Raw genomic sequence first — 19,062 nt, 5'->3', positions numbered from 1 at the left:
TAGGAAGAGTAAAAATGAAAAAAATAGTCATAGCAGTATCGATTCTATACTCATTTTTTGCACTATCTGCAAATTTAACAAAAATTGATTTTCAACAAAAAGATGACTTAAGTTACTTGAATTTTAACTTTGACAAGAATGACTTCAAAATTAAGAAGTTTCAAGTAGTAAAAGATAAGCAAGTAATCATCGATATTGAAAACGCTGTATCTACTCAAAGAGTTTTAAGGGCCTTTGATACATCTGAATTTTCTGGAAGTGTTGTATTTGTTTCAGCATTTAAGGCACCAGGAAGTTCTAAAGATATAAGAGTCGTCATTCAACTACGTGATAATGTACGTTCAAAAATTCAAACGTCTGGGAATTTAGCGAGTATTATTTTTGAAAATCGCTACGGGGCATTTGCTAGTTCAAAAGAGCAGGATAATGTTGTATCTGCGGTAGAAGAAAAGAAAGCAGAAAGGCTTTTAAAGCCTAAGTCCAAGAGCATGGAAGATATTCTCGAAAACCTAACTCTTTCAGGACAAAAGAAATATGTGGGTAATAAAATCTCTCTAAATGTTAAGGATATGAAAATTAACGATATTCTTGATCTGATTGCAGATGCTTCTGGTTTTAACGTTATTATGACAAACGATGTAGCAGAGCTTAAACCCTTATCGCTGAACCTTGTTAATGTTCCGTGGGATCAGGCATTAGACACTGTTTTATCAATTAATAAACTTGTTGCTGAAAAAAATGGCGCAATTTTAACGATTAAGACGCTTGCTCAAGCAACTGAAGAGAAAAGAAAAGAGAGAGAAGCTACACAGATTAAAGAAGTCGCAGAGCCTCTTGTAACAAAAATTCTTCCAATTTCATACTCAAAGGCAAAAGACTTAACAACACTTCTGAAGGATTATGTAACTCCTGCAAGAGGTTCGATTATTGCTGATGAGCGTACTAATAATTTAATTATTAATGATACTTTAGAGACTACTGAAAAGATTGCTAAAATTGTTGATATCTTAGATCGTCAAACACCTCAGGTATTAATTGAATCAAAAATTGTTGAAGTCAATGAAGGATATCAAAAACAAATTGGTCTACAGAATGGTTTAAATTTTGGCTATGACCCTATTGGGCAAATTCCTACTTCGACAGAGTTAACAGGCTCGGCAAGTACGACGAGTATTTCTGGTCCAGGGTTAAGTTTTTCAAGTGCTCCGACAACTGGTGAAGCTACAAGAAATCTACTTGGTGTAACAATCTCTCGTTTTGGTCGATTATTTGACCTAAACTTTCAATTACAGCTTCTAGAAAGTGAGTCGAAAGGAAAGATCATCGCATCTCCGCGTGTTGTAACTAAGCACAATGTTAAAGCTGAGATTATTTCAACTGATACTACTTCATTTGAAGAAAGAGAAGGAACAGGTGAGGACCTTACAATTACATTTAAAGAAACAACAGCTGAGCTTAGCCTTGCTGTTACACCACAGGTTGCAAATGATGGGGCAATTGATCTAATTGTTGAACTCTCAAAAGAACAATTTGGTACGGCACCAGCTGCGGGAGCACCACCTGATAAAACTAAAAGACAGGTAAAGACAAATGTACTTGTTGAAAATGGTTCAACTATTGTTCTAGGTGGTCTTTATAGCTATTCTAAAATTGAATCACATTCAGGTGTACCTTATTTAAAAGATGTTCCAATTGTTGGTTGGTTATTTAGAACTCCATATAACCCACAGATAAGTAAGACAGAACTGGTCATTTTTATTACACCAAGGGTTATAAATCAAGAACGTGCAGGTTTAACAAGTAGCTTGTAGATGAAAAATTATAATAATTTAATAACAAAATATAAGAGTCAGTTGGAGAAGGACCCTCGTTCGAAGGTCTTTGCTCCGCTTGCCGAAATATATCGTAAAGTAGGTATGAATGATGAAGCTCTTATTTTACTGAAAAGAGGTTTAATCCATCACCCTAGCTTCTCTGCTGCAGTTATTATTTATGGACAACTTCTTCTTGAACAAAATGAGATAGAAGAGGCATACACTATATTAAGGCCCCAACTTTCTATAAATGGCGATAATATTAAATTTTTAAAATTATTTGCTCAATCTTGTTTTAAGCAAAACCTTATTCTTGAAGCACTAAATACATATAAGAGAGTTCTCTTCATCTCACCTAAAGATATAGAAGCTTCTGAGTTTATTGTTAAGTATGATAATTTCGATAGCGTTGAAGATGAGGACTTAACTCAAAAAACTTTTGATATTTCTAATCTTGATGACGAGATAGAAAGCTGGAGCACACTAAGTTTGGTTCCACAAATAAAAGAAGAACCTGTAGTTGAAGAGAAGAGTAAAGAGGAATCAGGATTAATCTTTAGTCATACATTAGTAGATCTTTACTTAAAGCAAGGTGCCAAGCAAAAGGCTATTGAAGTACTAAATAGCGCACTCGTTGAGAACCCTGATGATACTAGAGTTCAAGATAGACTAAGAGAGCTTGAAGGACTTGATGAGATAAGTGAGAGTAAAGGCCGTGAAGATTTAATGGCCGCGTTTGAATCTACGGCCAAGAAGCTAGAAGAAAAACCAAAGGTTGAATTAGAAAAATTATCAATGGCATTTGAGCTATTTGAATCATATCTAAAGAAAAGAAGCAGTGAAGTTTTAAATGGATAAATTCTTAGTCATTAATGGTCCTAATTTAAATTTATTAGGTAAGCGTGAACCTGAAATTTATGGAACACTAGATCTTGTCGGTATTGAGGCGTATACAAATAAAAAACTTGAGAAGCTCGGCTACAAAGTTGATGTCGAATGGTTCCAGTCTAATGGTGAACAAGAAATTATTGAAAAAATACATGCTGCGTCAGAGGGTGGTTATAAAGCACTTATTATAAACCCAGCTGCGTTTTCTCATACTAGTATTGCTATTTTAGACGCTTTGCGCGTCATGAAGTGTCCAGTAATTGAAGTACATTTATCTAATACAAATCTTAGAGAGGAGTTTAGAAAGAATAAAATTACTGCAAAATCTTCATCAGCTGTGATAGAAGGTTTAAAAGAAAAAGGTTACTTCCTAGCAATATTATCGCAATTAATTTAAAGGGTTTTTATGGAAATATCGACAAATGATTTTAGGAAAGGTTTAAAACTAGAAATCGATGGCAAACCATATGTTTGTATTAAATGTGACTTCACTAACCCTGGTAAAGGTTCAGCTTTTTACAAGCTTAGAATTAAGAATCTTGAAACAGGTGCAGTTATTGAAAGAACTTTTAAATCTGGTGTCGCAACGGGTGCAATGCAACCGGATCTAGACGAAAAAGAAGTAGAGTATTTATACAATGATCCTGATGGATTTAATTTCATGGATCAATCAACTTTTGAAACAATTCATGTTGCAACAGAATATATTGAAGATGCTGCTAACTACCTTCAAGAAGGTATTAAAGTAGAACTATTATATTATAAAGGAAAGCCAATCTCGATTGAACTTCCAAACTTTGTTGAACTTGCTGTAACTGAAACTGATCCAGGCTTGAAAGGTGATACAGCTCAAGGTGGACTAAAGAAGGCCATCATGGAAACAGGTCTTCAAGTCAACGTTCCATTATTTATCAAAGAAGGTGAAACCCTGAAAATAGATACGAGAACTGGCGACTATGTAGAGCGTGTAAATAAATAAAATATCCAATATTAAGGGCCCTTTTAAAAGGGCCTTTTTCTTATCTCTATTCCAATTATTTCTGTGGTAAAAAGTACGCTTAACATTAATTAAATTAATTATTTGATATAATAATATTAGATAGTTAGTTGTATTTTATACCAGGGGCAATGTGTCAGAAAACACAGTGACAAATTCAAATTTTGATTTAAAAACGTTACTCGGTAGTACGCGGGAACTCATTGCGTTTTTAGAAAGTGATTCAATTAATAATAATGAATTGAGTTTAAGTCATAATTTATATATCGATTCAATAGTTAAAATTCTATCATTTCATTCAACTGGAAAAGTACAAAAACTTTCACTCGAGATTAAAAAATTAATAAGCTATTTGTTAAAACGAAAAAAAATTAATCGTCTTAATGAATTGAAAAATATTTTAGACCATTTCAATGTTTCATACTCACTAAATTTTGATTCATATATAAGTATATTTAGTGCTGATAAAGTAGATGAAACATTCTCGAATTATATTTCAACGATAAGTACTGTTAAAAACTCTGAAAAATATTTTCAGTACTCAACATTAAGAAAAAACCTTGAAAGAGATTTGGAATTAATCGATCCTTTGATGTTCATCGAATCTATTTTTAAAGTCATTCCTTTATTTTTCGAAACAAGTGAATATAAGTCTATTATTTATAAGTATGGAAAGAATTGTGATGACAATGATCTGATAAGAGCTATTAATTACTACTTAAAAGATTATAGTGATATTCCAGAGTTTGTTAAAACTACTCCAAAGCCTGTATTGGATAGAGAATATATTGATGGCAATGATATAAAAATAAATAAAAGAGACGAGCTTCTATTATTAGTTGAGTTAAGAGAAAGATTAGTTGATGGATGTAAGTCGAAAGATGAATATATAAATACATTATTTGAAATGGCAGTTGCCTACAAAAAACTCGGAAACGAGGAGAGAGCATACTTCTTAGCAGTTATTGTTAACCGAATATGTCCTGGTTATAGAAATGTAGAGGGTATGTTAAAGAGATGAGATTTGTTAATAAATTTCTAATCATATTCACTCTTGTTTTTGGACTTCTTGCAGTTGGAGCTTGGCGCTTTATTCAATCGCGATATGTATCAACGATATTAACAGAATATATAAATAAAAATCTCATTCTTGATTCAGATATGAGTCTCTCATTCTCTAGAGTCTCAGGTGGATTTTTTCCTCCTCGTACAATCTTAGAGGATGTTAATTTTAAGGTGAAAGATGAATTAGAAGTTCATGTAAAGGATGTTTCTGCAGCTTTCTCTTTATTGAGCCTATTTTCATCGAATATTAGATTTAATTCAGTAGACTTCAGTGATGGCTACATTGTTCTTGAAAAATTAGAAAAAAGTGAAGATGATACTTCTCAGGTAAGCGTTTTTAATACGCTTGATAATGTAACTGATCAACTACCTTTCAAGATAAATAAAATTGAAATTAGAAATTCTGATTTTTATATCTCTGAAAATAACCTTAATATTCCAATAAAATATTTGGCCCTAAGTCCTTTCGAATATAGTTACGATATTATTTTAGATATTGAAAATGTTAGTTGGCAGGGTGCTGTCGTTGATAATTTGTTTTTAGATGCTGAAATAGTTGAAAACAATATTCGTGTTAGAGATGGATATGTATTTATTAAAGATTCAAAAATAAGTGGTTCTGGAAAATACGAGTTTAAAAATAAAAAAATTCATTCAGATATTGAGTATAAAATAAACTTTGATAGCTTTGAGGAGTTAAAGAAGAAATATCATGTAAAAATAGATGGTATCCTAGAAGGAAAGGCTACGATAACTGGTGCTATTGATAAGAAAGATATTTTTGTTAGTGGGGTTTCAAATGGAAGTAATATTCATTCTGATTATGTTAACCTTGATAAATTTCAAACGAAATATTCATTCCGTAATAATAAACTAGCATTAAGAGAATTTGTTGGTGAAGTTAATAATGGACAAGCTAGAATCTCAGATAAAATAGTTTTGAACTTTAGTGCGGAACAAGTAGTTGAAAATAAAGTTATTGTTGAAACTAGGAATCTTCATTTAAATGACATTTTATACTTCTTAGGAGATGACTTTGTCCTTTTAAAAGGTCGTGCAAATGGAAAAGTATTATTAAGTATGAATGAAAACGGAGACGTCCTTGTTGACAATATAAAAGGTAGTCCCGTCTACATCAAGAATTTAGCTCTAAAACCATCTCATGATAACATTTTAAATTTTGAAAGAGTTGATATATCAAGCCTAAATATCTTTGCTGGGAATGATTTTAGAATTGGTATTAATGCAAAAATGAATAATTCTTCTCTTGTTGGTTGGGGATCTGTTATTGGTAGTGAAGTGGACTTCACAGTTAAAGCAAATGATTTCAATATTTCTGACCTAGGTGGAGAGATTGCGGAGGTTGCAAAAGGTCGAGGTGACTTTGATATTAAGATTAAAGGATCCGATGAAGTTGTTATTGATGTTCATACTTTGAACGCGAAGTATATTGAAGTATTTGGTTTTCTTTTAGAAAAAGAATCTAACGTAGATCTAAGATACTCTATTGATAAGAATATTATTTATGTGAATGAACTTAAAAACAGCACTAATGGACAAACATCTATTGCAGGAACTGTTAACCTAGATAAAGAAGTGGTTAATTTAAATATTGGACTTAATAATGTTGACTTAAATCTACTAGAACGAAATGTTAAGCCAATATGGGAAGATATAAAAGTCTATACGACACCTTTTGATGGTGTTTTTAATGCTGATGTAAATTTGAATGGTAAGTTTTCAAGCTTTAATACTTCTTTAAAAATCAACTCAGATAAAGTTAGCGTTTATAAGGAACCTATTGATAATATCTCTTTGAAGCTTGTCGTTACAAATGACGATGTTTCTATTAAAGATGCATTTGTTAAGAAAAATCAATCAAGTGTATCGGCAGACTTCATTTATAATTTTAAAAATGGATTTGAAGAAATTAATTTTCTAACTACACCGATAAAGCTTGGTAGCTTTTATCGATATCGTGATCTTGGTTTAGGCTATAATGGCCACTTTTCCGCTAGTGTTGAAGCAAAGAAAAACGGCGTTCTTAAAGGAAAAGGGAATGCATATTTATCTGAAACAAAAATTGGAAATGAAGAGATTGGAGCTTCAGAGTTAGAATTTAGTTTTAAAGATAAGGTAATCAACTTTAAAACTAATTTACTAAATCAAAGTATCCATATGGACGGCGAATTAGACTTTAGTAAAAGTCATCCACGAATTAATTTAAACTATAATGTAGACATGCCAGACATCAAACCGTCTCTAGCATTTATTTCTGAGCACAACTCTTTTAATAATGAATTGAATGGATTCGTGCAACTTAGTGGTCAATTATCTTACGACTTCGATCCAAGTCGTCCTGTGAGTTCTATCGTAAATTTGACTCAGTTTCACATAAGTAATTACGGACGCTCTTTAACATTAAAAAGGCCGACTTCGATTGAAGTCGACCAATCTGAAATTAAGCAGCTAAACATATCACTTAGTGGCTCTGGTGGCTTCTATAATTTAGTGGGTAGTGGTAATGTTGATACTAATTTTCAACTCGTGCAAGACTTAGACATTAATCTTAGTTATTTAACTCTTTTAACAAGTGAGATTGAAAGGATTCTTGGAACAATTAAAGGGAAGGGGATTATTGTTGGAAATCGTAATAAATATGACTTGTCTCATTCATTAAGTACTTCCAACTTTGGACTCAAGCTAAAAAGCGTTGCATTAGAAATTTCAAATGCAAGTGGTGTCGGTTCTTATCGTGACAAAAAAATATTAATTAATAATTTAAGTGGTGAGATTGGGTCTGGTGACTTTGATTTGTCTGGATATATAAAGGCAAGTTTTCCACTGCCTGAGGTATATTTAACCTCTAATTATACGAATGTAGGCTATCAAGTAGAATCGCGATCAATTATAAACACAGATGGTAAATTAACTCTAAGTGGCCGTGGCTTTCCTTATTTAATTAAAGGAAGTGTTTTTGTTAATGGTGGACTTATTGAAAATGAATTTAATGACTTTAAATCTTCATCAGAGTTTAATAAGAGTTTGAGTAAGTATATTACCCAAAACCAAAGAGGTATTCCTGATCTAATCAATCTTGATATCGATTTAAGTATTAAAGAAACTGTTAGGTTAAGAAATCGTTTAGCAGACCTTTTGATTGCGGGTGACTTACAAATAGATGGACAGTTTACAAATCCCTCAATGCAGGGACAACTTATTATAGTTCCTGGCTTGAGTAAGTTTAAATTCAGAGGTAATGACTTTATCTTATCTGAAGGAGTAGTTTTCTTTACGAAAGAAGAGAATATTGAACCTATTACTTTGAATCTCTTAGCAAATTCTACTATTGGACAATATGATATTGAAATGGGAATTACAGGTTCAGTTGATGATATTTCAATCAACTTAGAATCAAATCCATCTCTTTCTCGTGATAATATTTTTTCATTGCTCACGCTTGGAGTAACATCTGACTTTTCCCAAAACTTAGAAGATAGTCAAAGAACAAATTTAACAACGATTGGAATTGGAACATTTTTAGTTGATCAGTTAAATATTAATGAAGGACTAGACGCTGCACTTGGCTTAAAACTTAGTGTTTTACCAGAGTTTACTGAAAGCTCTGATAGCCCAATTGAAGAAGCTACGAAGTCTGAGCAATCTGTAAAAACTGCCACTAAATTACAAATTACGAAAAAAGTAAATGACAATATCAACTTAAAGTTTTCCAATACCTTTGATAGTGAAAGTAATAAGCAATCGATCAATGTTGATTATAGTATAAGCGACAAGCTTTCTATTGAAGGAATTTTTGAAAGTGAAGATGATACTAATAATAAAGAAGGAACAGACGGCTCTGTGGGTGCCGATATAAAATATAAATGGTCATTCTAAGATTAATTCTCACATTCATTTTTATTTTTGGTACTGCTCTAGGTGCTAAAAATATTCACATTAAAAATGTCGATATTGATTGTACGGGCCGTGAAGAGTGTCTTTTTATCATTGAAAGTTTTAAAAAATACGAAGGCAAGGAATTAACACGTGAAGAGTTAAGTCGTATTATTCAATTTGAATTAACTAAACCGTATTACAAAACTTTTTATTATGAAGTAAAAAAGAACCGTCTAAATATAGTTGTAGAAACAAAGCCTAGAATTCTTTCTATTAATGTAGAGGGGACAGACTCTGTTCTTAATCGTCGTATTAAAAACGATTTTAAATTGAAGGAAGGTGATTATTTTGATGAAATGGCGGCACAAGATGGTCTTAAAACCATAGGTAAAGAGTATTTCAAAAAAGGGTCAAAAGTAGGTTCAATCTCTAAAGAGTTAAATCAAGAGGGAATAAAGATTACATTAAACCTATTTAAAAACGAGATTAGACGACTAGAGGAAATAAAACTAAATGGTCTCGCTGGTTTAAAATTATTCGAAGCTGAAAAGTTCTGGCATCGTATTAAAGGAAACTCACTTGATTTTACAAATTATAAGAAAATGCTTCAAGAGTATCGTTCCTTATTAATAAGAAATGGTTTTTGGCTATCACGAGTAAAAGAAGAATTAAATGTTTTAAAGAATGGTAATTATGAGCTAGTTTTTAATGTTGAATTAGGATCTCGATTCGGTGTTAATTTTCATAATAATTATCGCTTGAATCATAACGTCCTTCTCTCCCACGTTAAAAAATATATACAAAACAATAAGGGACGATTTGATGATATTTCACTTAATCGACATATTGTTAACTTGTACCGTGAAAATGGTTATTACTATGCAAAGTCTAAACTAACAGAAGCACGTGGCGTTGATATTAATGGAAATAAAATTTTAAATTTTTATTTTACACTTAATGAAGGACGCAAGGTCAAAGTGGCCCAGATTAATTTTAATGGAAATCACTTTAAAAATCGTAAAAAACTAAATGAAGTCTACTATAAGACTGACTCTGATCTGTTAAAGGCAGACTATCTGCATGAAAGAGGACTTGAGAATGCCTCTGAGAAGATTAAAGAAATTTATGTTAAAGATGGTTATATCTTCGTTAATATTGAAAAGCCTAAAGTCGACTTTATCGATGGCGGGGATGCTGCAATCGTATCTTTCTCAATTTCAGAAGGTTCTCAGTATGTTTTAAGTAAGATCAATATTGAGGGGGTTGAAGATGAAGAGGCCAGATACTTTATTAAGGATGTACTTAAAAATAAAATAGGAAGGCCCTTCAATGTTGTTCATATTGATGAGGACTTAAAGAATGCTCTTGTTTCTCTAAAAACACGTGGTTATTACTTTAGTACTTATACTGAAAAACGTCCGAAAAAGATTGTTAATGTAAACTCGGCAACTAATGAAATTGAATTAAACCTAAAATTTGGTGTTGGTGTAAAGACCTACCTTGGTAATGTCATCGTTACTGGGAACTCAACGACAAAAGATGTTGTTATTAGAAGAGAGCTTCCGCTAGAACGTGGTGATCTCGTTACTCCTAAGGCCATGAATGATTTTATTGCTCGCTTAAGAGAACTAGGCTTATTTTCAAATGTAAATATTTCTTCATTTGTTGGTGAAGAAGTCTCACCGACAGAAAAGTACTTAAACTTTGTTATTAAAGTTACAGAGAAAGATTTTGGTCTTGCTGAAATAGCCCCAGGCTTTAGAACCGATCTCGGTTTAAAATTCTCTACTACAATTTCTTACAATAACTTCAATGGAATGAACCGCTCTTTCATCTTTAAAGCACAGACAAACTGGAGAACTGATTTCTCGTATCTTGATGATCGAAGAAGAGAGGACTCGAGAAAATTGTTAGAAGGATTAGTACAGTTTCAATATGTTGAGCCGTATCTATTCTATGATCTATTCAAATCAAAAGTAACTTTTAAGGCCACTGCTCGATATGAAAGAAAAAGATACTCTGACTTTGATGCTGATATTATTAGTTTCTCTCCACAACTAATTAAGACCTTCTCTGACGTCTTATCAATGACTCTTACTTATGAATTTGATAATATCAGACAATTTGATGCAACTGATGCAATTGATGAAGATAAATATATCATTGGTGCAATCAGGCCTGAGATATCATTAGACTTTAGAGATAATAAAACGCTTCCTAAGAAAGGCGCTTGGTTTAATTTCTCTTGGGAATTTGCAAACCCGTACCTTGGTTCACAAGAAAGCGAAGACCTAACTATTGACTATCATAAGGCCGTGATTCGCAACTTCAACTATATCCCTATGGGAGATATTACTTTAGCAACTTCGATTGCCTTAGGCTACGAGCACAACTTCTCAAGCGATATCGTTAAAGATAGCAGTGGAAATATTATTATCGATACTGATGGTAAGCCAATGACAACAGGTTATATCCCACCCTTAAAGGTTTTTCGTTTAATTGGACGCGACTATCTTCGTGGTTATAGTGATCTAGAAAGTGGAAGGCTGACAGATGGTACATATATTAATGATACAACAGTTAGAGGCGAGGCCTTCTTTGTAAACTTTAGACTTGAACCAAGATATTATATAGGTGATTATTCTGCCATTGCTGTCTTTTTTGATGCGGGACGTGTCTTTGTTGATAAAATTGATAACTTCGACCTATTGAAGTCGGTAGGTATGAGCTTTAAGTTTTTTACTCCTATTGGCTCTTTAGATTTTGACTACGGGATTAAATTAGACCGCATTGGTGGTGACTCATTTGGCCGTTTTCATATCACGATTGGCCAATTTTAGAATTTTTCGTAATTTCAGATATTTAAGATCGAAGAAAATATTACGCATGGCCAAAAAAATAACAATTTCCCATTGTTTTATTGGCATAAATTGTTTAATATCTGCCGAAACCCGTTACCCCACAAACAACGGAATTATGGGCCTTTAGGTCCTTAAGTGTTGTAAACAAGTCATTTTATTCTGATGATGCGTTTACGTTTTATTGATTTTTAACATTATTAAAGTGGAAGGTTACTATGTACACTGAGAAATCATTTGTGTTGAAGCCAGCAGACGCTGACAAAAAATGGCACTTAATTGATGCTACTGATATGGTAGTTGGACGTTTAGCAACTGAAATCGCTAATGTATTAAGAGGAAAGAACTCACCAAAGTACACTCCTCATACAGATTCTGGTGATTTTGTTGTTGTTATTAACGCAGAAAAAGTTAGATTTACTGGGAATAAGTGGAACGATAAAGTTTACTACAGACACACAGGGTATGCTGGTGGACTTAAAGAAAGAACTGCTAAAGAACAATTAGAAAGAAAGCCAGAAGCGATTCTTATGAACGCTGTAAAGGGTATGCTTCCTAAGAATTCTCTAGGTAGAAAACAACTAACAAAACTTAAGGTTTTTGCTGGATCTGAGCATGCTCATAGCGCTCAAAACCCAGTAGAATACAAATTCTAGTAAGAGGTTATTATTATGGCTAAAGGAAAAACTTGGGATTCACAGGCAGTTGGTAGAAGAAAATCTTCAGTTGCTAGAGTTTATATGGCTGCAGGAACTGGTAAAGTTGTTGTTAATAATAGAGATATCAAAGAGTACTTCACAAAAGGTACAGATAGATACGTTGTTAACCAACCTCTAAACCTACTTAAACTTGCAGATAAATATGATCTAAAGATCAACGTTACTGGTGGTGGAACTACTGGTCAAGCGGGTGCTACTCGTCTTGGTATTGCAAGAGCAATTCTTAAGATCGATGCAGCTCTTAGAGGCGAGCTTAAATCAGCTGGATTCCTTACAAGAGATCCAAGAAAAGTTGAAAGACAAAAAGCTGGTCAGAAAGGTGCAAGAGCAAAGTACCAATTCTCGAAGCGTTAAGATTTATCTTACAATATTTTCGAATATATGCGGGGCCCACAATTGTGGGCCTTGTTTATTCATGGGCCTATCAAAAACTTTTCATCTATGCTATAAACTCTTATGGCAAAATCCATTCAGCTTAAAGGCGTAAGAACTAATAATCTAAAAAATATTGATGTTGAATTTCCAATTAATAAGATCTCTTGTGTTTCTGGTGTATCTGGATCAGGAAAGTCTTCACTAGTTTTTAATACATTGGCAAATGAGTCCAAGAGAAGATTTTTAAATTCGCTTCCTTCTTCAATGAACTTCTTTGAAAGAGTTCCAACAAGTGCTGAGGTTGATAGTATTTCTCCTGTTTTACCTGTTTGGAGTTTAGCGCAAAATAATCCAATCGTTGGATCACGCCTAAATATGGCCGACCAACTTGAGATAAGCTACGAGTTAGCGCAGTTATTTTTTGAGCCGTACTCAACAAAGTGCTTAATACATGGAAATAAATTTGTTGATGGACTTTCACAAGTTGAAACGGAGATATCTGATACTCTAACTGATAATTGTAAAGTTATTCATGTGCTAATTGGTAAGGATCATTATCTCGAGAACATAAGTGGGATGCCTGCTAGAAGTTTTGATTCAAAAACAACAACAATACGTGATTTTGATAAAGATGATTCCCAATGGGAGATCTTTCGAATAAAGCCTAAGAGTATTGGCCAATTTAGAAAAAAATGGATGGAGTTAATAAAGAATAATTCTGTTGCCCAGTTAAGTGTTTATCTTGCTGGTCAAGACGAACTTAAACACTTCAACTTAAATACGACGGCCTTTTGTCCTAAGTGTTCAAAAGAAGAAGTTCGTAGTGCGAGACAAATTAGCGATCTTCTTCCTTACAATGGAGTTGGAGCGTGTTCTGAATGTAAGGGATATGGATCGACACTTAGTTATGATATTAATAAAATTGTAAAATTTCCTAAGAAAAAAATCTCTGATGGGGCCATTACTTTCTTAGAGTATGCAAAATATAGTGAGCATTATAAGCACTTTATTGCCGAAATTAAGAAAGTAGGAGTCTCTCCAGATAGTCGTTTTTGTGATGTTAAAGACGAAATTGAAGAAATTCTTATGAGAGGAAGTGGACGCTTTTATGGTGTTTTAAACTTTCTCTATGGACTTGAAGAGAAGCGATATAAGCGTTCTGCGAGAATTTTTCTAAGGTCACTACAAAGTGAAAAATGTTGTCATATTTGTGACGGTAGAAGAGTTTCTCCTAGTGCTCTACTTCATTGTGGAAAACTACAGAATATAATCTCATATGGAGATTGTTTATCTCTAACTCTTGAAGAATTATATGAGAACCTATTTGTAGACAAGAGTGATACAATCGTAAAAAAAATCTTAAGTAAATTAGAAATTGCAATCGAATTAGGCTTAGGTCAATTTCCTCTAATGACAAAACTTAAGTCACTAGAGACGAGTGAGTATCAAAAATCTCTATTAGTACGTTATTTAAGCTTTCAAGGAAGTGGTTCTTTATTTGTTCTTGATGAGCCAAGCCTTGGGATGAACTCGGATGAACAAAAAGTACTATTAAAATTTTTAAAAAAACTTTCAATAAATAATACAGTTGTGATGGTTGAACATAGTAGAGTTCTGCAACAAGGAAGTGACCACAATATTGTAATTGGACCAGGTGCAGGTCATCTTGGTGGTGAAGTTGTTGCACATAAATTACCAAAAATTGAAAAAGTCCAAAAACAATTATCAAAAAAGAAAATATCAGACGAAGAAATTATTTTTAAAAATATAGAGTTTGAAGGATTTAGATATAATGAAATTAAATTTCAAGTTGGAACAATTAATCAAGTAAAAACTAAGATAGATTCCTTTGATAAGAGGCTTGTTATCAATGCTTTGTTTAATGAGTTGAATGAAGATATCTTCAATGAAAAGTATGATTTTGAAACTACTTATGAAATCGATGATTTAAATTATCCTGATGGTATTGAGAATATCTTTATTTATGAAACAAGAATTGAAAAATCGACTAGTCGTTCAACTGTTGGAACGGCCCTAGACTTGAGTGGCCACGTAAGAAATTATTTTTCAAAGCTTCCTGTTTCTAAATCTCTTGGCCTAGAAAAAGGACACTTTTCTAAAAACAGCAAACTTGGTCAATGTGTAGTTTGCGAGGGAAAGGGGATTCAAGAAATTGATATGCAATTTTTAGAAGACGTTACTTTCGATTGTGATGAATGCGGTGGAACGGGGTTGAAGAAATTCTACGCTTCTATAACCGATGGAAGGTACACTATTATTGATGCTTGTAAGACACCAGTATCAACTTTATTTGAAACACTTCCTACAACACCTAAAATCAAAAGAACGATTGAATATTTAAAACTTCTAAACCTTGACTACTTAACTCTCGACCGAACAATTCCTTCGCTTTCTGGTGGAGAGAGGCTTCGGGTAAAACTTCTAAAGGCGATTGATAAGAAGGTAAAGAACTCGATTATTGTGCTAACAAACATCTCCTATGGTTTATCAATTAACGAACTGTCTTCCATTTGTGAATTGCTTGAGGGATTAACTGGCCAAGGTAATACGCTAGTTCTTCTCGATAACCATGAGGTTTTTAGTAATTTCAATACGATAGAACTTGATTAAAAGGCTAAAGTATTAGATGTAATATCCGATAAGAATCGTATGTTAAGGTTCTTATTGTGCTCTATTCTTATATTTATTTCTATAACTAGTTCAGCACAAGAGTTATTTCAAATCCCATTGAGTAAACAGCTCTCTGAGTCCAATGCTATTATTATGGGAACCTATCAAGGTAGTTTTCCTAAGAAGTTAAGTGATGGATCAGTTGTAACTAATGTTTCATTTAATTTAGAGAAATCAGTAGGCTTAGGCTCTCGACAACTTTTGAATAAGAACTCCTTTAGCTTCGTCTATAGTGGCGGAACTTGGCAGGGGATTGATTATCCTAATAAGCTAAAACCGAGATTCGTTGTTGGACGCCGCTATATCGTTCTTTTGAGAAAAGGTGAGTATGATTTTTATCCGTTAAATGAACGTCTTGGTGTTTATAATGTTATTGGTCGCAATGGTGAAGATGCCGTCATTTCACAAGCATTTCCAGATAATCCTAAATTTGGTGCCAATTCATTTAGCACATTTAATCTATGGATAAGTAGTATCTATGGTGAAGGGTTGAAAGGAATTGGAACAGATAAAGATATTTTTCATAAGAAGTCCGTAGGTAGAAAAATTGCATCAGTCGATAATTCTAAAGAATCTAGTGAATATAAAATTCACATCTATTGGTTAGCTCTTTTGTTTGGATTACTTGGTGCGGCACAGTTAAGAAAATCAAAAGCCTAATTATCCAAATTTACTATTCATTTTTAACGCGCAATTTAGTAAAATTTAACTAATTATCCCATGGAAGGTAAATATGAATCTATTAAAAGTACTTTTGTTATTCACAGTTTTTTCACTGGGCCACCAGGCCTATTCACAAGATTTATTAAACGAAAGAATTCGTAAAATTCCGGATAAAAAAAGGTCAATCTTTTTCAATAAAGGAATCTTTCACTCGACAAATAGTAATGCTACTTCTGTATTGAAATCAATTCGTCATGGAAATGGTAGCTCAAGAGGTTTTGAAAGACTTGTCTTTGACTTTGAAACAAGTGAGGCTCCAAGAGTCTATGGTTATAAGTCGGAAAAAGAGAATAAGATCTATGTAGATTTCTTTAAAACAAAGCTTAATAAAAAAGTTGGTTCTTTTGGAACTTCTAAACTTGTGAAGAAAGTAGATTTTTATCCAGTTGGAGACGATACACTTTCTGCAGAACTTGTCATTGATGGAAAACATTCAATTGATGTTTTTACTTTAAAAAATCCAGGTCGATTAGTAATCGATATTAAAAAGTAGGTGTGACTTATTATGAATGAATACGAAGAGTACAACGTGCAAATTAAAGACTCTCAAGGAGATGAAAAATTTCCTGAAGATGTTGTAATCATACCTATTATGAATAGCCCGATTTTTCCGGGAATGATTGCGCCAATTATTTTAACTGAAGATAAGTTCACTGCTGAATTAGATGAGTATCTAATTAAAAGTGGTTATCTTGCTCTTAACCTTGTTAAGAATGATCTTAAAAATGAAGAAGGAGAAATTGATCCTTCTATTCAAGAAGACCTAGACTCTAGGGAAATAACTTCAAAGGATATTTATAAAGTAGGTGTTCTTTGTAAGGTAGTTAAAAGATTGAAGTTACCGGATGGTTCAGTTAATGTTCTCGTTCACGGTATAAAAAGATACCGTGCTTCAAATATTTACGAACAATCTCCACTACTAAGAGCTAAGTACGAAGTATTTGACGATATCTTAGAAGAAGATGAAGAGCTTGATGCATACACTCGTTCGATCATCAATCAGGTTAAAAAACTGAGTGAAGTAAATGCTTACTTTAACGAAGAAATGAAACTTGCGATGATTAACTCTTCTTCACCTGGAGCGCTCGCTGACTTGGTTGCATTTGCACTATCGCTAGATATTCCAGAAGCACAAGATTTTCTAGAAACCCTTGTTGTTAAGAAACGTTTTGGAAAGCTATTAGTATATCTAAAAAGAGAAAAAGATGTTGCTGATATTCAAAAGAAAATTTCTGATGAAGTAAACGATAAGGTTAATAAGTATCAGAGAGAATACTTCCTACGTGAACAGCTCAAGGTAATTAAATCTGAGCTTGGTCTAGAAGAAGACGACAAGGCCCGTGATATCAGTAAGCTTAAAGAAAGAATTCTTGAAGCAAAACTACCGGAAGATGTTCTTAAATCTGTAAACGAAGAAATTGAAAGACTTGAGGTAATTCCTGATTCTTCTCCAGAGTACAATGTTACTCGTACATACCTAAATTGGATTGTCGATCTTCCTTGGTCAAAATCAACTGAAGATCATGTTGATATGGATAAGGCGCAGAAGATTCTTGAAAAAGAACACTATGGCCTTGAAAAAGCAAAAGAAAGAATTATGGAGTTCTTGGCCGTTCGTAAGTTAAAGCCACAATTTGATGGAACAATTCTTTGTTTAGCAGGTCCTCCTGGTGTTGGTAAAACATCGATGGGGAAATCAATTGCGGAATCTTTAGGTCGTAAATTCTATCGTTTTTCTCTTGGTGGTATGAGAGATGAGGCAGAGATTAAAGGACATAGAAGAACATATGTTGGAGCAATGCCTGGCCGCTTAATCCAAGCGATGAAGCGTGTTGAGGTGAATAATCCTGTCATCATGCTTGATGAAATCGACAAGCTAGGACAATCTTTCCAAGGCGACCCAGCATCCGCGCTACTAGAGGTTTTAGATCCTGAGCAAAACCATAACTTTATCGATCACTACCTAGATGTTCCTTTTGATCTTTCGAAAGTTCTTTTCATCTCGACAGCTAATTACATTGGCGATATTCCTGAGCCTCTTTTAGATCGTATGGAGATTATTGAACTTAGTGGTTATACGATGGAAGAAAAGCTTTCAATCGCGACTAAATGGGTAATTCCAAAACAAATTAAAAAACATGGATTAGAAAAGAAAGATATTAGCCTGACAAAATCCACTCTTAAGAAGTTAATCGAAGATTATGCACGTGAGCCAGGTGTTCGTGTGATGGAGCAGATGATCGCTAAAATGTGTCGTCGTGCTGCGCTTGAAAAAGTTAAGGCCAAGAGACATAAGGTATTTAATCCAAAACCTACAGAACTTGAAGATATCTTAGGAACTGCACGCTATCAAAGTGAGAAGGCACTGAAAAAGCTTTGTCCTGGTATGACTACGGGGCTTGCTTGGACTGGTTACGGTGGTGATATTCTTTATATCGAAACACTTTCTCTTAATGGCAAAGGTTTCAAGCTAACTGGTCAGTTAGGTGATGTAATGAATGAGTCTGCTAATCTTGCATATAGTTATGTTAAGCAACTTCTTCAAAATGAGATGGAAGAATTTTTCAAAATGAAGCCTAAGAGAAAGGCTTCAGATGAAAATGAAGATGATATGGAAGACTTCCTTTCTGAAAGAGAAGTTCACCTTCACCTTCCAGCTGGTGCGACTCCAAAAGATGGGCCATCTGCAGGTATTACAATGGCACTTGCTCTTTACTCGCTTGCTCACAATGTGACAATTAAGAGTAACCTGGCCATGACTGGTGAGCTATCTTTAACAGGTAAGGTTCTTCCTGTTGGTGGAATTAAAGAGAAAGTATTAGCTGCAAAGAGAGCAGGTATTACGAATATCATGTTACCAATTGATAATGAAAAGGATTTAAAGGAAGTTCCTGAAAGACATAGAAAGGGAATGAAGTTCTATCCTGTTGCGCACTTTGATGAAGTTTTAAAAATAGCGCTTCCAAAATTCAAACCAAAATTTAAGTAATAAAAAAGGCCCTTATTAGGGCCTTTCTTATATTCAAAATAGTTTT

General features: G+C 33.5%; 13 protein-coding genes. All 13 read left to right on the top strand.

Annotated elements, in window-relative coordinates; all coding sequences use genetic code 11:
• Positions 1-14: 14 nt before the first annotated feature.
• The 13 genes from pilQ to lon all read left to right on the top strand — a co-directional run bounded on the left by pilQ (position 15) and on the right by lon (position 19,016).
• Entirely contained in the window at positions 15-1,811 is a 1,797-nt protein-coding gene (pilQ, locus tag M902_RS09130; RefSeq protein WP_021267551.1) for a type IV pilus secretin PilQ, read from the top strand.
• Positions 1,812-2,672, top strand: a complete 861-nt coding sequence (locus tag M902_RS09125; protein ID WP_021267651.1) for a CDC27 family protein — start codon at positions 1,812-1,814, stop codon at positions 2,670-2,672.
• A complete protein-coding gene (locus tag M902_RS09120; RefSeq protein WP_021267744.1) occupies positions 2,665-3,099 on the top strand; it encodes a type II 3-dehydroquinate dehydratase in 435 nt (144 codons plus the stop codon). The genes M902_RS09125 and M902_RS09120 overlap by 8 nt, the downstream gene beginning before the upstream one ends.
• Positions 3,100-3,108: 9 nt before the next feature.
• Positions 3,109-3,681, top strand: a complete 573-nt coding sequence (gene efp, locus M902_RS09115) for an elongation factor P (protein WP_021267488.1) — start codon at positions 3,109-3,111, stop codon at positions 3,679-3,681.
• Positions 3,682-3,832: 151 nt separating this feature from the next.
• Positions 3,833-4,720: a hypothetical protein gene (locus M902_RS09110; RefSeq protein WP_040314550.1), complete on the top strand. Its 888-nt coding sequence runs from the start codon at positions 3,833-3,835 to the stop codon at positions 4,718-4,720.
• Entirely contained in the window at positions 4,717-8,661 is a 3,945-nt protein-coding gene (locus tag M902_RS09105; RefSeq protein ID WP_021267480.1) for a translocation/assembly module TamB domain-containing protein, read from the top strand. The genes M902_RS09110 and M902_RS09105 overlap by 4 nt, the downstream gene beginning before the upstream one ends.
• Positions 8,649-11,501: an outer membrane protein assembly factor gene (locus tag M902_RS09100; protein WP_021267498.1), complete on the top strand. Its 2,853-nt coding sequence runs from the start codon at positions 8,649-8,651 to the stop codon at positions 11,499-11,501. The genes M902_RS09105 and M902_RS09100 overlap by 13 nt, the downstream gene beginning before the upstream one ends.
• A gap of 236 nt (positions 11,502-11,737) precedes the next feature.
• On the top strand, positions 11,738-12,175 hold the full coding sequence (gene rplM / locus M902_RS09095) for a 50S ribosomal protein L13 (RefSeq protein WP_021267593.1): 438 nt from the start codon (positions 11,738-11,740) through the stop codon (positions 12,173-12,175).
• 15 nt (positions 12,176-12,190) lie between these two features.
• Positions 12,191-12,592, top strand: coding sequence for a 30S ribosomal protein S9 (gene rpsI, locus M902_RS09090; RefSeq protein ID WP_021267519.1), 402 nt, complete (start codon positions 12,191-12,193; stop codon positions 12,590-12,592).
• Positions 12,593-12,694: 102 nt separating this feature from the next.
• Positions 12,695-15,244 carry a hypothetical protein gene (locus M902_RS09085; protein ID WP_021267592.1) on the top strand — a complete coding sequence of 850 codons (2,550 nt, stop codon included), beginning with the start codon at positions 12,695-12,697 and terminating at the stop codon, positions 15,242-15,244.
• 39 nt (positions 15,245-15,283) lie between these two features.
• Entirely contained in the window at positions 15,284-15,964 is a 681-nt protein-coding gene (locus M902_RS09080) for a hypothetical protein (protein WP_156979794.1), read from the top strand.
• Between the two features lie 73 nt (positions 15,965-16,037).
• The gene (locus M902_RS09075) at positions 16,038-16,520 is read left to right on the top strand and encodes a hypothetical protein (RefSeq protein ID WP_021267566.1); all 483 of its coding nucleotides are present in this window, start codon (positions 16,038-16,040) and stop codon (positions 16,518-16,520) included.
• A 12-nt stretch (positions 16,521-16,532) separates the two neighbouring features.
• Positions 16,533-19,016, top strand: coding sequence for an endopeptidase La (gene lon, locus M902_RS09070; protein WP_021267679.1), 2,484 nt, complete (start codon positions 16,533-16,535; stop codon positions 19,014-19,016).
• Positions 19,017-19,062 lie beyond the last annotated feature (46 nt).

The sequence above is a fragment of the Bacteriovorax sp. BAL6_X genome (genome assembly GCF_000443995.1).
Taxonomy (GTDB): Bacteria; Bdellovibrionota; Bacteriovoracia; order Bacteriovoracales; family Bacteriovoracaceae; genus Halobacteriovorax_A.
The sequence above is the reverse complement of the archived record's forward strand: the minus strand, read 5'-3'. Positions and strand labels throughout refer to the sequence as shown.